General features: G+C 39.1%; 13 protein-coding genes and 1 riboswitch. Of the genes, 3 read left to right on the top strand and 10 right to left on the bottom strand.

What is annotated here, in order from left to right; all coding sequences use genetic code 11:
* Positions 1-6: 6 nt before the first annotated feature.
* The 5 genes from cstA to G4Z05_RS06580 form a co-directional block, all read right to left on the bottom strand.
* Positions 7-1,800: a carbon starvation protein CstA gene (gene cstA / locus G4Z05_RS06600; protein ID WP_163251083.1), complete on the bottom strand. Its 1,794-nt coding sequence runs from the start codon at positions 1,798-1,800 to the stop codon at positions 7-9.
* 171 nt (positions 1,801-1,971) lie between these two features.
* On the bottom strand, positions 1,972-2,718 hold the full coding sequence (locus G4Z05_RS06595) for a LytR/AlgR family response regulator transcription factor (RefSeq protein WP_163251082.1): 747 nt from the start codon (positions 2,716-2,718) through the stop codon (positions 1,972-1,974).
* Positions 2,693-4,471 carry a sensor histidine kinase gene (locus G4Z05_RS06590; RefSeq protein WP_163251081.1) on the bottom strand — a complete coding sequence of 593 codons (1,779 nt, stop codon included), beginning with the start codon at positions 4,469-4,471 and terminating at the stop codon, positions 2,693-2,695. The genes G4Z05_RS06595 and G4Z05_RS06590 overlap by 26 nt, the downstream gene beginning before the upstream one ends.
* 728 nt (positions 4,472-5,199) lie before the next feature.
* Positions 5,200-5,646 (bottom strand): threonine/serine exporter family protein, encoded by a 447-nt coding sequence (locus tag G4Z05_RS06585; RefSeq protein WP_163251080.1) that lies wholly within the window; start codon positions 5,644-5,646, stop codon positions 5,200-5,202.
* A 14-nt stretch (positions 5,647-5,660) separates the two neighbouring features.
* Positions 5,661-6,422, bottom strand: a complete 762-nt coding sequence (locus G4Z05_RS06580; RefSeq protein WP_163251079.1) for a threonine/serine exporter family protein — start codon at positions 6,420-6,422, stop codon at positions 5,661-5,663.
* Between the two features lie 195 nt (positions 6,423-6,617).
* Here G4Z05_RS06580 and G4Z05_RS06575 point away from each other — a divergent pair, with 195 nt between their 5' ends.
* Both G4Z05_RS06575 and G4Z05_RS06570 read left to right on the top strand, forming a co-directional pair.
* A complete protein-coding gene (locus G4Z05_RS06575) occupies positions 6,618-8,693 on the top strand; it encodes a carbon starvation CstA family protein (protein WP_163251078.1) in 2,076 nt (691 codons plus the stop codon).
* Positions 8,686-8,889 (top strand): YbdD/YjiX family protein, encoded by a 204-nt coding sequence (locus tag G4Z05_RS06570; RefSeq protein ID WP_163251077.1) that lies wholly within the window; start codon positions 8,686-8,688, stop codon positions 8,887-8,889. Before G4Z05_RS06575 ends, G4Z05_RS06570 begins: the two co-directional genes overlap by 8 nt.
* A gap of 140 nt (positions 8,890-9,029) precedes the next feature.
* On the opposite strand, the gene G4Z05_RS06565 is transcribed toward G4Z05_RS06570, so the two are convergent.
* The 3 genes from G4Z05_RS06565 to G4Z05_RS06555 form a co-directional block, all read right to left on the bottom strand.
* Positions 9,030-10,031, bottom strand: a complete 1,002-nt coding sequence (locus G4Z05_RS06565) for an ABC transporter permease (protein ID WP_163251076.1) — start codon at positions 10,029-10,031, stop codon at positions 9,030-9,032.
* 1 nt (position 10,032) lies between these two features.
* A complete protein-coding gene (locus G4Z05_RS06560) occupies positions 10,033-11,535 on the bottom strand; it encodes a sugar ABC transporter ATP-binding protein (RefSeq protein WP_163251075.1) in 1,503 nt (500 codons plus the stop codon).
* Positions 11,536-11,599: 64 nt separating this feature from the next.
* A complete protein-coding gene (locus tag G4Z05_RS06555) occupies positions 11,600-12,715 on the bottom strand; it encodes a sugar ABC transporter substrate-binding protein (RefSeq protein WP_163251074.1) in 1,116 nt (371 codons plus the stop codon).
* 120 nt (positions 12,716-12,835) lie between these two features.
* A riboswitch (SAM riboswitch) is annotated at positions 12,836-12,941 on the bottom strand.
* A 206-nt stretch (positions 12,942-13,147) separates the two neighbouring features.
* Here G4Z05_RS06555 and G4Z05_RS06550 point away from each other — a divergent pair.
* A complete protein-coding gene (locus G4Z05_RS06550) occupies positions 13,148-14,362 on the top strand; it encodes an MFS transporter (RefSeq protein WP_163251073.1) in 1,215 nt (404 codons plus the stop codon).
* A gap of 71 nt (positions 14,363-14,433) precedes the next feature.
* Here the strand turns inward: G4Z05_RS06550 and yfkAB are convergent, their stop codons facing one another.
* A complete protein-coding gene (yfkAB, locus tag G4Z05_RS06545; RefSeq protein WP_163251072.1) occupies positions 14,434-15,552 on the bottom strand; it encodes a radical SAM/CxCxxxxC motif protein YfkAB in 1,119 nt (372 codons plus the stop codon).
* 224 nt (positions 15,553-15,776) lie between these two features.
* A complete protein-coding gene (recQ, locus tag G4Z05_RS06540; protein ID WP_163251071.1) occupies positions 15,777-17,900 on the bottom strand; it encodes a DNA helicase RecQ in 2,124 nt (707 codons plus the stop codon).
* Positions 17,901-18,117: the final 217 nt, after the last annotated feature.

Raw genomic sequence — 18,117 nt, 5'->3', positions numbered from 1 at the left:
TCATTATTATGCTACATGTGTTTCAAGTTGGGTTCTTGGGGAATTCCATATTTCCATCCATTTTTTTATAGCTGAAACAAGAATAACTACCCCAAGTATGAGCATGATGATTGATAGAACTCCATTTAACACACTATACCCTGCTGCTGCCGGATTAAGATAAACGTTAGTTACCATCCAGTATCCTGCATAGTTGACCGTTACAAATAGATATAGAAGCGGTACAAGACAGGTTAGAATATATCGACGCTTATCGGCAATTTTTAAAATCACTGTTGCGCCAATAATAAGTCCAATAGACGCCATCAATTGATTAGATACTCCAAAGAGTGCCCAGACTGACCCGATGTCTCCTGAATAGAGCAAATACCCCCACATAAAGCAGGCTGCGGCACTGGCAATAATGGAACCTGGTAACCAATCCGTCCTTTTTAATGGTTTATAGAATTCACCGAAGAAATCTTGGATTAAATAGCGTGCTACACGTGTACCGGAATCAATTGCAGTTAAAATAAATACTGCTTCAAACATAATAACGAATTGGAAGAAGTAAGAAGATAGCTTTGCAAACCATGGAATGGATGTGAAAATATAAGTCATCCCAACGGCCAAGGTTACAGCTCCGCCAGTTCTTCCTTCTAAGTTAATCCCAATTTCCTCAGCTAGCTTTGGAAGCTGATCTACTTGCATCCCTAGAGTTTTAAACACTTCTGGGGTTGAATTAATAGCAAAATAGTCTGCCGGCTGTAAAGCTGTTGCGGCAACTAACGCCATGATTCCTACAACACACTCCACAAGCATTGCTCCGAATCCTACAACCTTAATATCTGACCAGCGATCAAGCATTTTTGGAGTTGTTCCGGAGCCGACGAAGGCATGGAACCCGGAAATCGCTCCACAGGCAATGGTAATGGAAATAAACGGCCAAACTGGTCCTGCTAAAACCGGGCCTCCACCTGAAGTGAATTTTGTAAATGCAGGCATTTGAATTGTTGGATTGATAATAAACACACCGACTATTAAAGCAATAAATACACCAATTTTCATAAAACTACTTAAGTAATCCCTTGGTGCTAACAGCAACCAAACCGGAAGTGCTGCTGCAAAGAAAGCGTAAATTGGGAGAATAAGTGCTAATGTTTTTGCATCAAGAGTCAGCCAATCCCCTAACACCGTTCCTTGGATGGAAGGTCCAACGAAAACCCCTACCATAACAAGAATAAAACCAATTGTCGATGTTAGTTTTAAATTTCCTGTTTTCTTATAAGTCATTCCAACAAACATGGCTATTGGAATGGTAATTCCTACTGAAAATGTTCCCCAAGGATTATGTTCTAAGGCGTGAAGTACAACCATTGAAAGACCCGCCATCGTAATGGTAATAATAAAAAGCATCGCAAGTCCTGTACAAAAACCTGCTACCGGGCCGAGCTCTTCTTTTGCCACCTCGGACAAAGATTTTCCTTTTTTCCTCATAGATGCAAAAAGGACAACAGCATCATGAACCGCACCACCGATCACTGCCCCAATTAAAAGCCATAATAAGCCAGGCAAATATCCAAATTGTGCTGCCAAGATCGGACCTACAAGCGGGCCAGCTGCTGCAATAGCCGCAAAATGATGCCCAAATGTTACCCATTTATTTGTTGGGACATAATCTTTTCCATCATTTAATTCATGGGCTGGTGTTGGTTTAGAATCATCCAATTTTAATACCTTGGCTGCCATGAATGTTCCGTATAAACGATAGGCAATGATTAAAAGACAAATCGAACCTATGACAATTGAAACCGCATTCATTAATATTCAGCCTCCTGTTCCTTAGCTATCTTGTCTTAATCATACTTCAAGAAAACGTTCACATTTAGTTTTCAGGATGAAGCGCAGGAAATGAAGGATGAAAGACAAAAATAATCGTTTGAATAGCAAAAATAAGTTCCACTATGCATCTATAAATAAAAAAACAGCTGTTTAAAATCCTAACAGCTGTTTTAAATCTTTCACATAGGTACGGCTAACTGGAACCTTTTCTCCATCTCTCATAATTAAATTGTAGGTTGAATGAAACCATGGTTCGATCTCCACAATTCCTTCAATGTTCACTAAATACGATCGATGAACTCGGATGATGGAAGTATGCTCCAGTTTTCTTTCGAAATGGACAAGCGGTTCGTTCACTTTGTATGACTGTTTCTCGGTAGCAATCGTAGTTGTCCCTTCACTAGCCATGAGATAGAGAATCTCTTTCATTTCAAGAAGAACAATTTTTTCCTCAACTGTAAGGGCCAGTCGGTCAGCACGACCATTCATCCATATTTGTTTTTTTGTTGCAATAGAGGCTTTTGAAACCTTGTTACCAAGATTATGAAGAATTTTTTCAATGGTTTGCTGAACTCTCTTTTCTTCAAATGGTTTTAACAAATAATCTATAGCATTCAGTTCAAACGCTTTTAACGCATATTCATCAAATGCAGTTGCAAATACAATCAACGGGGCACGCTCAAGCTTGTTCAAGCTAGAAGCTAATTCCAGTCCACTTTCATCCGCAAGCTGAATATCTAAAAAAATGACATCTATCTCTTGTTGCGAAACAATCTTTAAAGCTGATTCAACACTATCTGCCTCTCCGATCATTTCAACTTGTTTCGTTCGTTTCAATAAATACGCAAGCTCATCTCTGGCTAATGGTTCATCATCCACAATTAAAGCCTTTAACACCTGGATCACCCACTTTTTGCTGATTTATCGGTATAATAATAGAAATCTTTGTTCCGTTTTTTTCTGTACTTTCAATGTGAAAGGAGGCGGATTGCCCGTAAATTTCTTTCATTCTTTTTTTGATATTCCATAAAGCGGTTCCCGTTCCATGGGTGGAATTGATGGTTTTGTTCCCTAGCAAGCTAAGAAGCTCCTGTGGGATGCCTATTCCATTATCTTCTGTCACTAAAACCATATTCCCCTCCTTCTGAAATGCCTTTACTTTTACTGTCCCACTTTTGGATTTAGGAAAAGCATAACGAATGGAGTTTTCGACAAGGGGCTGTAATGTAAAAGGAGGGATTAGCACCTTACGTAAAGCTGGATCTATGTCAAATTCGACATGATAGCGACCTGGGAAGCGAGTTTGCTCAATGGTTAAGTAAGCATCGACATGCTCAAGTTCTTTCTTTAGCGGGATCAACATTTGCCTTGCTCCCTGAAGATTGCTTCGAAAGAAGGTACTTAATTTAATTAGTAAACTTCTTGCCTTATCTGCATCTGTTCGAATTAAACTTGAAATCGTATTAATCGCATTAAACAAGAAATGTGGATGAATCTGAGCTTGCAATGCCTTAATCTCAGCATCCTTCAAAAGTCTTCTCTGCATCTCAAGTTCTGCCATTTCTAATTGACCGGAAAAAAGTTTTCCCAAACCTTCTGCAAGTTCCTGTTCAACCTGATCAAGTTTACTAGGATCCGTAAAATATAGCTTTAATGAACCAACTGTTTTTTCATGGATTTGTAAAGGCAATACAATCGCGGCCTTCAATACACATGTATGATGGGAGCATTGAATTTCCTCGGGGGATTTAGCCACAAAAATTCTCCCCTGCTCCAAAACCTTTTTCGTCAATTCTGTTGCTATGTTTTTTAATGGTAAATGGTGATCACTACCTACCCCGACGTGTGTCAAGACGTGGGTATTGTCCGTGATAGAAATGGCATCTGCATTCGTCAATTTTAAGATGATTTCAGCTGCTTTTTTACAGGAATCTACATTTAACCCCTGTCGGAAAAATGGAAGCGTTTGATTCGCAATATATAAAGCTTTATGAGTCTGGAGGGCACGGGTCCGTTCCTGTTCTTTAAAAATGTCCTGTATAATAAGCAAAAACAGCATGGTTCCAAATCCATTGATCACAATCATCGGAAACGCTATTGTCCATACCAGGTGCAGCGCATCTTGAAAGGGCTTCGCTAATAAGAGAATAATTCCCATCTGACCGCACTCCATAACAACACCTAAAGTCACTGCTTTCCACAGGGAATTCTCTTTATGAATACTAAAGTATTTACTAAGAAATCCAGTCAAAATTCCAGCTAAAATTGTAGAAAGCGCACAAGCAACTGCTGTAAACCCTCCTAAGGTTAACCGATGAAGACCAGCAATGAGCCCAACTCCAATCCCTACAATAGGTCCACCCAACAATCCGCCAATGGTGACCCCCATAATTCTTGTATTGGCAATCGCGTTCTCACCATCCATTTCCATTAACCATTCCTGAGAAGAAACCGTACCATGACTAATTGTTACTCCGGTATAGTTGCTAATTATGCCAAACACTCCAAAGATGGCAATCATGATTGTCTTCGTCCGAATCCCATGCTCATTATGAATAATCTCCCGGAATGATTTCATTCTCGAGAGGATGAACGCAGCAATGATAAGAATACCTACACGTTCAAGCATTAGTGGTAATAATTTCAGCATGGCTATTCCTCTTTTCATGAATCTATCATTTTATTAAATAGGATCTTATTTTTTAATAGTATACCAAATAAATTAACAATACAGCCTAAAGACCAGTTTGCTGGCTTTACCTATGACTTCTTCTATCCTTTTTTTCCTTTCCCTTGCAACACATTGGAAGTTGCCACACCTGCGCCATTATTCTAGTTCATGAGCTTTTATTTTCCTTGTCTCCCACACCTTAATATGGAGTTATCAATCCAAAAATTACCCCTATGCCCTAATTGTTCCACTCACAAAACATTGACAAAACAAATTAGAAAGAGTAAAATTATTTATTGCGCCTTCCATTGTGGTAACTTATTAGCTCCATTAATATGGTAATTTTCCCTTTATACCCTCTTATTCATACTGGAGCGGCATAGGCCTCAATGATTTAAGAGAGGCAGTTCTATTTAGGTATCACAGGTAGTTGATAATAAAACATCTCACATTTTATTAATATCTAAAATTCACACTGGCGCAGTCATCGGAGCTGCAAGGGCGAAAGAGAGGTTAGGGCTTTCGCTGTTTTTTAAGATTTCAATACTGCCCAAAATCATCTATATAGATTAATCAAATTTTCTTATCTTTAAATACAGGCAATAAACCTCTTTGACTATTTTACAATGGTCAATCAACCAAAGGTTTTTTGTTTGATTTAAAAAATAGAAGGCAGAGGAACATTATCCTCTGCCTTCGTCAAATTTTTATACTTTTGATCTACGCTCGCTCATTTTTCGTAATATTTGGTTAACCACTTCCGAAAAAACAAGTCCAAATGCGATAGAACCAGCGAGCATCAGCACCTTCGCAGCCGAACCTAGAGCTGTATTATAATCATTCTCAACAAAATGTCGCATCGCATCATATGCTAAGCCCCCTGGCACTAATGGAATAATCCCAGCCACAACAAAAATGATAACAGGTGTTTTGTAAAATTTCGCCAACTCTTGACTAAGGATCGCTACAAAAATAGTAGCTGCCAACGTTCCCAAAACTGCATCATTTGTATATCCCTCAAGCAAGTAATAAATCAGCCAGCCTCCCATTCCAATTAAGCCACACTTTACTAAAGATTCTTTCGGTACATTAAAAAGAATGCCAAAGGCACCTGTCGCAATAAAACTGGTAATTAACTGTCCTAAAATATCCATTTATCAACCTACTCTCAGAAAAATCTTAGGATAACGGCAATGCCTGCCCCAATGGCAAAAGCGGTAAGAAAGGCTTCCGCTCCTTTGGATAAACCGGATACCAAGTGACCGGCCATTAAATCCCGAATCGCATTGGTTACTAATAAACCTGGCACCAAGGACATAACAGACCCAATAATAATTTTATCTAATTGCTGGCCCATTCCTAATTTGACAAAAATAAATGCCAGTAATCCAATAATAAAAGAGGCAAGAAATTCCGAAAAAAATCTGATTGAAACAAAACGATGAAAATAAACAAAGCCTAGATATCCCGCTCCGCCTGTGATCATCGAAGGGATAAAATCATTCCAGACTCCATTGAACATAATCATAAAACATCCACTGGCTAAGGATGCTGCTACTACTTGTATTGGAAATGGAAAACTTAAATCCCTAGAGTCAATTTCCATTAACTCCTTCTTTGCTTCTACCAAGGTCAGATCCCCGCTGCAAATTTTTCGAGAAATACTATTAACGAGTGCGACCTTTTTTAAATCCGTTGTCCGCTCCAGAATCCTTACGATCTTCGTTATGGACGGATCCGGCCCTTCTGAGGAAAATATTATTCCCGTAGGAGTTACATAGCTGTGGGAATGTTTGATTCCAAAAGCGGCAGCCATCCGCATCATGGTATCCTCCACTCGATACGTTTCTCCACCGCTTTGCAGCATGATTTTTCCCGCAAGCAAGCATACATCGATAATTTCATTTGCTTGTTCTACCTGGTTTCCCATCTCAATCCTCACCACAATGATCATATTTGTTCCTTAGTTTAAAACAAAGTAAAGAGTTGAAGCAATGAGCAATACTTTAAAAAGTTTTTTTAAAATAGGAGGAATTTTTATAAAATAAGAAAATATATTCATTTGAATTTTCTGAATTATAAAATATAATTTTGTTAAATACTGAAAGAAAGGCGGAGAAATATTTTGAAAGCACTAAAATCTATATTAATATGGGGAGGAATTGCCACACTTGGTGCTGTAGGTTTTGCCATCATCGCTTTAAATCGAGGTGAAAGCATTAATGCTATTTGGCTTTTAACGGCAGCTGTCTCTGTCTATGCCATTAGCTATCGCTTCTACAGCAAATTTATCGCACAAAAAGTTTTTCAGTTGGATGACCAACGTAAAACTCCAGCAGAAATACATAACGACGGAAAAGATTATGTTCCAACAAACAAATGGGTGCTCTTTGGACATCACTTTGCAGCCATTGCTGGTGCCGGTCCTTTAGTTGGCCCTATCTTAGCTGCACAAATGGGATATTTACCAGGAACCATTTGGATTGTTGTCGGGGTTGTTCTTGCTGGTGCTGTTCAAGACTTTGTCATCCTTTTCGGTTCTATGCGTCGCGACGGAAAGTCACTAGGAGAAATGATTAAAGACGAAATGGGCAAAGTAACTGGCCTAATTGCTATGATCGGTATTTTAGGAATTATGATTATTTTATTAGCTGTACTTGCCCTTGTAGTAGTCAAAGCCCTCGTAGGGAGCCCGTGGGGAATGTTCACCATCGCGGCAACCATTCCGATTGCCATTTTAATGGGGGTTTATATGCGATATATCCGCCCAGGACGTGTTGGTGAAGCTTCCTTAATCGGAATTGTATTATTAGTTCTTTCTCTCATATTTGGCCAAACCGTTGCCGAAACACCTGCATTAGCCAAAATGTTTACTTTCAGTGGAGAGGCAATTGCTATAATGATGATCATTTATGGCTTTATTGCTTCTGTTTTACCAGTTTGGCTACTCTTAGCACCACGTGATTATTTAAGTACTTTCTTAAAAATAGGAACAATTGTGGGTCTTGCTCTTGGAATAGTGATTGTCGCACCTCATCTTGAAATGCCGGCAATGACAAAATTCATTGATGGAACAGGCCCAGTATTTGCCGGAAACCTTTTCCCATTCTTATTTATTACAATCGCCTGCGGTGCGGTTTCTGGATTCCATGCCCTAGTATCATCCGGTACGACACCGAAAATGATTGAGACAGAATCTCATGCACGTCCGATCGGATACGGAGCAATGTTAATGGAATCGTTTGTTGCTGTTATGGCGATGATCGCTGCGTGTGTACTAACACCTGGTGTCTATTTTGCCATTAACAGTCCTGCTGCATTAATTGGCATCGATGTTACCTCTGCGGCAAACGCGGTTTCCAGCTGGGGCTTTACCGTCACTCCACAAGACTTAGAAACCCTTGCTAAAGATGTGGGTGAATCGACTATTCTATCAAGAACTGGAGGAGCGCCCACTTTAGCTATAGGGATGGCAGTGATATTCTCTAAAGTGATTGGTGGAAAAGCTTTAATGGCTTTCTGGTATCATTTTGCCATTCTATTTGAAGCATTGTTTATTTTAACAACCATTGATGCTGGTACTCGTGTGGGACGTTTTATGATTCAAGATATCATTGGAACAGCTTATAAACCATTTGCAAAAACTGATGCGTTGCTTCCTAATATCATTGCGACAACTTTATGTGTATCTTTCTGGGGTTATTTCTTATACCAAGGGGTCATTGATCCGCTAGGCGGCATTAATACGTTGTGGCCATTGTTTGGCATTGCAAATCAAATGTTAGCCGGACTTGCCTTACTTCTTGGAACAACCATTTTATTTAAAATGGGCAAAAAAGCTTATGTTTGGGTCACCTTAGTTCCGACTACATGGCTGTTAATTGTTACGATGTCTGCAGGCTGGCAAAAACTATTCCATGAGGATCCAAAAATCGGGTTTTTATCCCATGCGAAAATTTTTAAAGAAGCCTATGATAATGGTAAGATTCTTGCTCCTGCCAAAACAGCTGCTGAAATGAAACAAGTGCTTATTAATGATTACGTGGATGCCGCCCTTTGTGCGATTTTCATGCTTGTTGTAGTTGTTGTACTCTTTTCCGCACTTCGAATTTGGTATCAGGTTTTATCCGGTAAAAAGCTACCATTATATGAAACACCATACGTACCACGTAATGAAGGGGATTTTAAGAAATATGCTTAAGCAATTTAAAAAATTTAATTTGTACAGAAAACAGTTTATCAGCTTGCTAGTTGGTGTTCCATGTTACGAAACTTATGTGGCACATATGAAGGCTCATCATCCAGGTGAGCCAATCAAATCGCGGAAGGAATTTTTTTGCGACGCTCAAGACGCGAGGTACAATGCCAAGGGTGGAAAAGTATCGAGATGCTGTTAATAAAAATAGAAAACCCTATCAGCCTGTCTCTCATACAGGCTGATTTTTTTATCTGAAGCGACTCAATGGATAAGTTGTAATCACTGTATAAAAATTGCTGCTAAAAAAATACCTATCCACAATGTGAATAGGTAAAAAAATTATTTCTGCTTGTAGTACGTAATCGCCAGTGCAAAGGCTAAAACGGATCCTTTCACAATGTCCATTGCGTAATATGGCACAGACATCATAACAAGCCCATTTTGCAGAATTCCAATTAAAACTGCACCAATAAACGTTCCGAAGGCATTTGGTTTTCCGGCACCAAGAACAGATAAACCAATAAATGCAGCAGCAACTGCATCCATTAAGTATGGTGCTCCAGAATTAATTTCTGCTGTCATCACCCTTGATGCGAGGACAATTCCACCAATCGAGGCAAATAATGCTGATAAAAGGTAAGCAACCACCTTATATTTGTTTACAGGGATCCCTGACAATCGGGCAGCCTCTTTATTTCCGCCAATCACATACATATAACGTCCATGCTTCGTATAGGTCAAAAAGATATGCACAAGGAGGACGGCAGCAGCCATAATGATAATAATCCACGGAACCGCACCGATTTTTGCAAAATGCGGACTAATCATACCTGTTGCCATCGTGCCATCCGGCATGACCATATTTTGTGATACGGTCGCACCCTTTGTATAAGTTAGTGCAATCCCTTGAATGATGAACATCGTCGCCAATGTCATTAGCATATCGGGAATCCTAAGCTTAACAATCATGAACGAATTAAAGGTGCCGACCAATAGAGAAGCTGTAATAGCAGAAATTATCGCTATAAACGTATTTTGTGAAAACCAAACAAACATTGAAATTACAATCGCATTTGACAGAGATGCGACCGATCCGACAGACAGGTCAAAACCGTCAACCGTCAAAGATATCGTAATTCCAATGGCAATGATCGTTACAATCGAAATCGAACGGAGAATATTAATAACATTATCACTTTGAATGAAAGAAGGATTAACGAATGAAAAAATCAAAATTAGTACACCAATCGTTATCATCGTTCCGTATTTATAAAAAAATTGAAACAGCTCCACACTTTTTTTCTTTGGGGTCTGATTGTTTACGATAATATTAGCCTCCATTTTACCTGCCCCCTGTTGAATAATATAATAGTTCTTCTTCATTCGTATTTTTTGTTTCTAGTTCCTTTACTGATTTTCCATCGTATAAAACATATACTCTATCTGTGATCCCCATTATTTCGGAAAGCTCGGAGGAAGCATAAAGGACAGCCTTTCCACTTCGTACAAGCTGAGCAATTAATTCAAAAATATCTCTTTTTGCCCCAACATCGACACCTTTGGTCGGTTCATCAAAAATATACAGATCAGCGTCTGCGACTAGCCATTTCCCAATCGCGACCTTCTGTTGATTTCCACCAGAGAGGTTTTCTACCTTTGTTTCCTCCGATGGTGTTTTGATTCCAAGGGAATGAATCCATTGCTTGGCCACCGCTTTTTCTTTCCTACGATCCAAAATACTAAATCCTTTTGTAAATTCCTTTAAATGAGCCGTCGTTAAATTAGTTGCTACGGATTCATTAACTAGAATTCCCTCTTTCCGGCGCTCCTCCGGCACTAAGGCAATTCCTTTCTTAACAGCGTCAAAAGGGTTTTTGATTTTAATCTTATTCCCTTTCAGTAGTACTTTCCCCGCAGACCATTTTTCTACACCAAATAATGCTTTACAAAGCTCTGTTTTCCCAGCCCCGACAAGTCCAGCAATCCCAACCACCTCACCGGCACGAACATAAATATGTAAATCCTTTAACTTATTAGAGTCGGATAGACCTTTTACTTCGAGCACGGTATTTCCTACTACTGTTTCCCTTGCTGGAAATTGCTCCTCAAGCTTTTGGCCAAGCATATGTTCCACTACCTGATTTGGTGTGGTGTCAGGCACTTTTTCTTTAACAACCAATTCTCCGTTTCTCATAATCGTTATTTCTTCGCATATTTCAAAGATTTCCGGAAGACGGTGAGAGATAAAAATGATCCCAACTCCTTTTTCCTTTAAATCTCGTACAATTCGAAAAAGTTCTTTCGTCTCCATATGACTTAATGGTGCGGTTGGCTCATCCAAAATGAGAAATTTACACTGATTTGAGATTGCACGAGCAATCAAAACCATCTGTTTTTCAGCTAGCGTCAACTCACTTACCAATTTTCGAGTGGAAAGGTTGATATTCATGCTCTTGAGAATTTCTGTTGCTCTCTTGTGAATTTCTCCCCATTTTATCCACTGCTTCTTCCCCATGTTATGTATGGTATCAAGCAACATAATATTCTCAGCCACCGTCAAGTATGGAATTAAGGCCGTATCGACTTCCTGGTAAACCATTTGAATCCCAGCATCTTGCGCATGCTTAGGTGTGCGGATCATTACAGTCTGTCCTCCAAGCCTAATTTCACCTGAGTAATGATTATAGGCGCCAGAGAGAACTTTCATTAAAGTAGATTTCCCCGCTCCATTTGCACCAATTAGGGCATGAATGGTTCCAGATTCCATCGAAAAATGAACGCCGTTTAACGCCTTAACACCGGAAAATTCAATGGAGATGTTTTTCATCTCTAACTTTGTTTGCATCCTGTTGGCACCTCCTTCATCAGTACACTTTCTTCACCTTTCGAAAAGAGTGTACCTGTTCCCATTATTTCTGATAATGTTCCTTTAACTTCTTCATCCACTCTTCTTCAAATGCATCTGATTTTCCCCATCCAGGAACAATGGTGGCTAGATTCACCATATTAACTGGTTCCTTCGATTTCTGAACTTCCTCTTGCGAAATGAGTGATGCTTCCAAATCATACGTTTGTGGAGTTTCTTCACCTGCAAGTTTTTTCGCCAGTAATCTCATATCAACAGCACCGATTAATTTAGGGTCAACTGCTGCTGTATACTTCCACGCACTTTTATCTCTTTGAATTTCTTGCAAATCGGCATTAGAAACGTCAATTCCATATATTTTTACCTCTTCACGTCCTGCTTCTTTCAGTGCTCGAGCTGCTCCAATGGCAAAGGCATCCCATGTAGCAAAAATTGCATCCAGTTTTCCTTTTGGATATTTATTTAACATGGCAGCAACAGCATTTTGTGTTTGGACACTAGTGTCAGCAGATGCTACACCAAAGCGTTCGACTTCCTTTATGCCGGGATTTTTCGATAATACTTCATGATACACCTTATTTCTTCGAACCATTGGAGGGAATCCATCCACCCATAGGTAAGCGATATTGGCTTTTCCGTTCGTGTCCTTAACAAGCTGCTCAAGTGCCAATGTCGCTAATGCCTCATCATCTTGGGAAGTTAACGTAACCCCCTCTACTTCGGCAATCTTTGGATTAGAGTCAAAAGCTACAACACTTTTCCCTTTTTCTACGATTTTCTTTACATCATTCACTGTCGCATCATCATCACCATGGGAAATGATAAAACCATCATAATTCTGATTTAACGCCTGATTAATCGCATCATGAAACTTAGCTGTATCTCCATTTGCCGTAAACACATCAACCTGAAAACCTAAAGCCTCTCCTTCTTCTTTTGCTCCGGCTAAAAATTGAGCAGTATGATCATCTCCACCAATTTTCCGAACAACCTTAATCTTTACTGGATCTCCTTTGGCAAAACGTTCTGGTACTCCTTCAATAGACACCTTTTTATTCCCGCTTGCCTGTTTCGAATCTCCTCCTGATGCACAGCCTGTTAACAAAAATGATGCGGCTAATGCGGAAACAAGCGTTGTTTTAAAAAAATTTCTTTTCATTTTGAAACTCCCCCTATTACTCTTTTATTTGTTTTCCTATCGGAAAAGTATGTATTTATCTAAAATAAAAAACCTCTCCAGAAAAGAGAGGTTTCATCACGAACAAATTGGACTACTCCTCTCTTATCTCTCAAAACACAATTGTTTTGCAGGAATTAGCACCAATTCCGTTTGGAACGGTTGCCGGGCATCATTGGGCCTGTCCCTCAGCCACTCTTGATAAGAGAATTCCATTTCATTTTTTCAACTAAAAGTAATACACTAAATTTATACTCCTGTTAGCAAGTTGTCAATAGTATTTTGAATTTTATAATAAAATTTCTATGGTATTTCCTTCCTAAAGGATATACTTCCTATTTCACTTTTTCAGAAATTTCATTATAATAATATTTAGAGAGTCGAAATATTTATGCAGAAAGAAGTGTTAAAGCTGTGACTCAGCAAGAACGTACAAACTATAATTTGTGGATTCTATGGTTTGCTAACTTCTTGGTTGCTGGAAGTATGACGATGGTGCTTCCTTTTATCTCTTTATACATCGAATCGATGGGGAATTTTTCAGAAACCTATGTCCAGCATTGGTCAGGCATTACATTTGGAATTACCTTTGTCTCTGCCTTCTTGTTTTCTCCGATTTGGGGTAAAATTGGTGATCGGTACGGAAGGAAAAAGATTTTAATTATCTCTGGTCTTGGCATGGGATTATCTATATTGTTTATCAGTTTTGCTGAATCAGTTTGGGAGTTATTACTGTTTCGCTTTTTCATGGGTTTCTTTTCTGGATTTATACCTATGTCGCAAGCGTTTATATCAACACAAACACCGAAAGAAATTGCTGGCCGAGTTCTTGGCACGATACAAACAGGAAGTATAACAGGAACTTTATTAGGACCTATGGTCGGCGGCGTTCTAGCAGATGCATTTGGCTACTCTGCCACCTTTAAATGGACTTCGTTTTTCATTTTCTTCTCTGCCCTGCTTGTAATGGCTACAAAAGAGTTCAGAATTGACATGAAACAAGGGGAGCAATCCCATTACTCGAGCAAAGAAGTCATTTTACATATTATTAAAAACCCTGTCATGCTAACTGTCCTACTCATCTCAACTCTAGTCCAGATCGCGCACTTCAGTATCCAACCCATCCTATCCCTATTTGTGGCTAAACTACATGGACCAGTGAACATCGCCTTTTATTCGGGAATTGCCTTTTCCGCTGCAGGTCTAGGGAATCTTTTAATGTCTCGAAACTGGGGAAAAATTGCGGATAAACACGGATATATTAAAGTACTCGTGATTCTATTATTTTTTTCAGGAATTGTTTATTTGCCAGGAGCAGCTGTTACAGAATATTGGCAATTAGTAGTAATCCGCTTTGTCCTCGGAGTAGCCATCGGAGGAATCATTCCTGTCCGTATTGCCTATATTCGTCAAGAAGCTCCCATTGCTATGCAAGGAGAAGTACTTGGCTATAACAATAGTTTAAGGTTTCTTGGAAATATCATTGGTCCAATGATGGGCGGCTTTATTTCCGGTTATCTAGGGTTTTCGGCTGTATTTATTAGCACTAGTGCCTTGCTTCTTATAAGCGGGGTGATCTTACTTATATCCATGTATAAACATTTAAAGCTGGCAAAACATACAGCTTAATAGTAAAAATGCTCAGGGCTTTTACGCTCTGAGCATCTTTAGTTAGTTATATAACCATAGGAAAATCCTGCTTAGAATGCCACATTCGCTTTCCGCTTTGTGAAATCTACATTTTGATAATAACTGTTTTTTACTAGAATATTAGGTCCTAGACATTTAACAGCCGGACAATGACAGCTTAATTCTTTCGCTAATTTTGAAGATTGCCAGGTTTCATAAGCATCTAAAAGACTAGTTGTTTGAATGTTTCCAAGCGGAGGAGCGTCTCCAAAATCGGTCACAATAATATCACCATTAAAAATATTAACATTAAGACGAGAACGCCCATCCGGGTCATTTCGGACCGTCACATTTTTGCTTGAATGAAGCCGCTTTAATAAGTCTAAATCTTCCTGTTTGCTGCTGCAAGCATAGAATGGCAGAGTGCCAAACAGCATCCATACATTCTCATTTCGGATGTCCAGCAAATGATGGATCGCTGAACGTAATTCATCCAGTGACAAAACTTCAAGATTTCCAGCAAAATCGCTTGGATACATCGGATGGACCTCATGCCGCTGGCAAAGCATTTCATCGACAATTTGCCGGTGGATTTTTTCCAAATAAGGCAATGTCCGTTTATTTAACATCGTCTCGGCAGATACCATGACTCCTGCTTTCACCAATTCTCGGCTATTTTCAATCATTCTTTCAAAATATTTTGCTCGCTGAGAGTAATCTGGCTTTTTATCCATACGAGCAAAACCACCCTCAACGAAATCATCAACCGTTCCCCAGTTATGCGAAATATGTAAGACATCTAAATATGGAATGATGAGTTCATATCGGGACAAGTCGAGCGTTAAATTTGAATTAATCTGAGTCCGTACTCCGCGTTCATGGGCATATTTCAAGATCGGAACTACATAGTTCTTGACAGATGTCATGGATAACATCGGCTCTCCGCCAGTAATGCTCAAGGCTCTTAGTGTTGGAATTTCTTCCAATCTCGATAAGATCAGTTTTAGCGGAAGTGCCTCCGGATCTTTTGTCTGCAGTGTATATCCTACTGCGCAATGTTCACAACGCATATTGCATAAGGTAGTTGTGGTAAACTCAATATTTGTCAATTGAGGTTTACCATACTGTTCGATATCCAGATAGGCTTCCCACGGATCATAAGAAGGGGTAATTTTCTTCAATGTTTTCATAGCTTGCTCCTTTAAAATCGGTACTAACAAACTTAATTATTATAGCCTATTTTTTGTGTTTATTGTTATACAAAAGCTTATGAATGATTGATTACCATTATACTATCATTCAGATATCCATTACTTATCGACAAATTCCCCGGGAAATTTAACAGGCGTAGAGAAAAATCGACAAGTATCACATAAGTTTTGTTAGTGCATTTTCCTTCTCATATAAAAAAACGCTATTTTTTATTTAATAAATGAAGGTATGCCTTAATCATGAAATAACTAATTTCCTCGGGAAGAAGCTCTTTAATAGCCTTTAATCGTTCTCTGCCTGCCTCTTGAACCGCTTTTTCAAGCAGGGGGATGTATTCATTTGGAATCAGTCTTAAAAAATCTACATCCAAACCTTGTTCAGCACATTGGAGTAAATGGTTTTCAATTGTACTAATAGCTAAATCGCGTCTTTTTGCTATTTCTTCGATAGTCAAGTGCTCCTGAAAAAGATGATAAGATTCCATGTAAGAATCTTTTTCGGATTTTTTCACTGACTTGTCTTCAGTCTGAACAGGTTCCTGCTCACTTTCATAATCTTTATTTTCTTGTAAAAACGATCGAATGGCTTGGATAAACTCTAAGCCATATTTTTGCAACTTATGTTCTCCGACACCACTTACATTTAAAAACTCTTCTTGTGTTTTCGGCTGTTTGACACACATATCTTTAAGTGACGCATCAGAAAAAATCACAAAAGGTGGCACTTTCTCTGTATCAGCAATGCGCTTTCGGACCACTCTAAGTTCTTCAAACAAAGGATCTTTTATGGATACTTGGTTAACCTGGGCCGTTTCTTTGCGAAACACTTGTTGATTCCCTAACAAAACTTCTTTACCTTTTGGAGAAACATACAAGGTAGGAAATGTTCCATGTTCAACCGCAATTAGTTCCTGCGAAATAAAAAAATCAATTAAATCACTGACCTCTTTGGCGCGTTTATCCCGCATGATCCCGTAGGTCGATAACTTATCAAAACCCAGTTCAACCACTTTTTTGTTTTTAGATCCTGTTAATACTTGCGCCGTAAAACTTTTTCCATATCGTTGCCCCATCCGAATGATGCAAGATAAAACCATTTGGGCCTCTTTTGTTACATTGATGCTTGTCCGAGTGTCCGTACAATTCCCACATCTGCCGCAAGGTTCCGTTTCTGTCTCCCCGAAATAGTGCAAGATAAATTCATGAAGGCAGGATTCCGTATGACAATAGTCAACCATACTTTGCAACTTTTTTAGTTCTTGATTAGCTCGACTTATATCACAAGATTGCTCAATTAAAAAGCGTTGAATATGGACATCTTGCGGTGAATATAAAACAATACACTCACTTTTTAGCCCGTCACGACCGGCACGTCCGGCTTCCTGATAATAGCTCTCCATATTTTTCGGAAGCTGTAGGTGGATACAATACCTGATATTGGATTTATCGATCCCCATTCCGAAGGCAGATGTGGCAACCATCACCGATGCTTGATCTTTTAAAAATTTTTCTTGCTCCTGTGCCCGTTCGGCATCCCCCATTCCCGCATGGTAACGAGCGACATTTATGTTTTCCTTTTTAAGTCGTTCATAGAGGATATCAACATTTTTTCGAGTGGCTGCATAAATGATACCTGATTCCTTATTATTCTTTTTTACATAATCTAGTAAATATCGAAACCGATCCTGCCCTTTAATCACAGAGAAAAAGAGATTTTCACGTTCAAATCCAGTAATAACTGAATTTCTCATGTCAATATTTAGCAGGCTGCAAATATCTTCACGTACATTTGGTGTAGCCGTTGCTGTCAAGGCCATTACAATGGGGTTTTGGGGAAGACTTTGAATCATTTTCTGGATATGCCGATAGCTCGGTCGGAAATCGTGTCCCCATTGGGATATACAGTGGGCTTCATCTACTGCTACCAGGGGGATGTCCATCCATTTTAAGTCTTCAATAAATTCATATGATTCCAAGCGCTCAGGTGCTATGTACAAAAGTTTGTATCTTCCTTGTTTTGCATCATGGATTCGTTCCATTGTTTCTTGATAACTGAGCGTACTGTTAATATATGTTGCTGGGATTCCAATTTGAATAAGGGAGTCTACCTGGTCTTTCATTAACGAGATAAGTGGAGAGATAACGATTGTAGTCCCTGGAAAAATAAGTGCGGGTATTTGATAGCAGATGGACTTACCTCCGCCAGTTGGCATCACACATATCGTATTTTTTCCTGATAAAACTGATTGGATCGCTTGTTGTTGACCTTTGCGGAAAGATTGATAGCCGAAATAGGATTCTAGCAGGGGTAGTGCTTTTTCAAACAAGATACAGGTCCTCCCTTAAACTGAGTTTACTATCCTATTATACCGTTTATACCGAACAGTTAAATAGTGAGGACCATGGTTTAATACTCTAAATGAAGAGATTATTATAAAGAAATGAAGATTTTAATAGAAAATCAAATCCTCCATCATTATATATTTCAGAAACGTAGTCAGTACATTTACAAGTGATATCTATAGAAGAGACTGTCGCCTTACC

The sequence above is a fragment of the Neobacillus thermocopriae genome, assembly GCF_010975035.1.
GTDB classification, from domain to species: domain Bacteria; phylum Bacillota; class Bacilli; order Bacillales; family Cytobacillaceae; genus Neobacillus; species Neobacillus thermocopriae.
The sequence above is the reverse complement of the archived record's forward strand: the minus strand, read 5'-3'. Positions and strand labels throughout refer to the sequence as shown.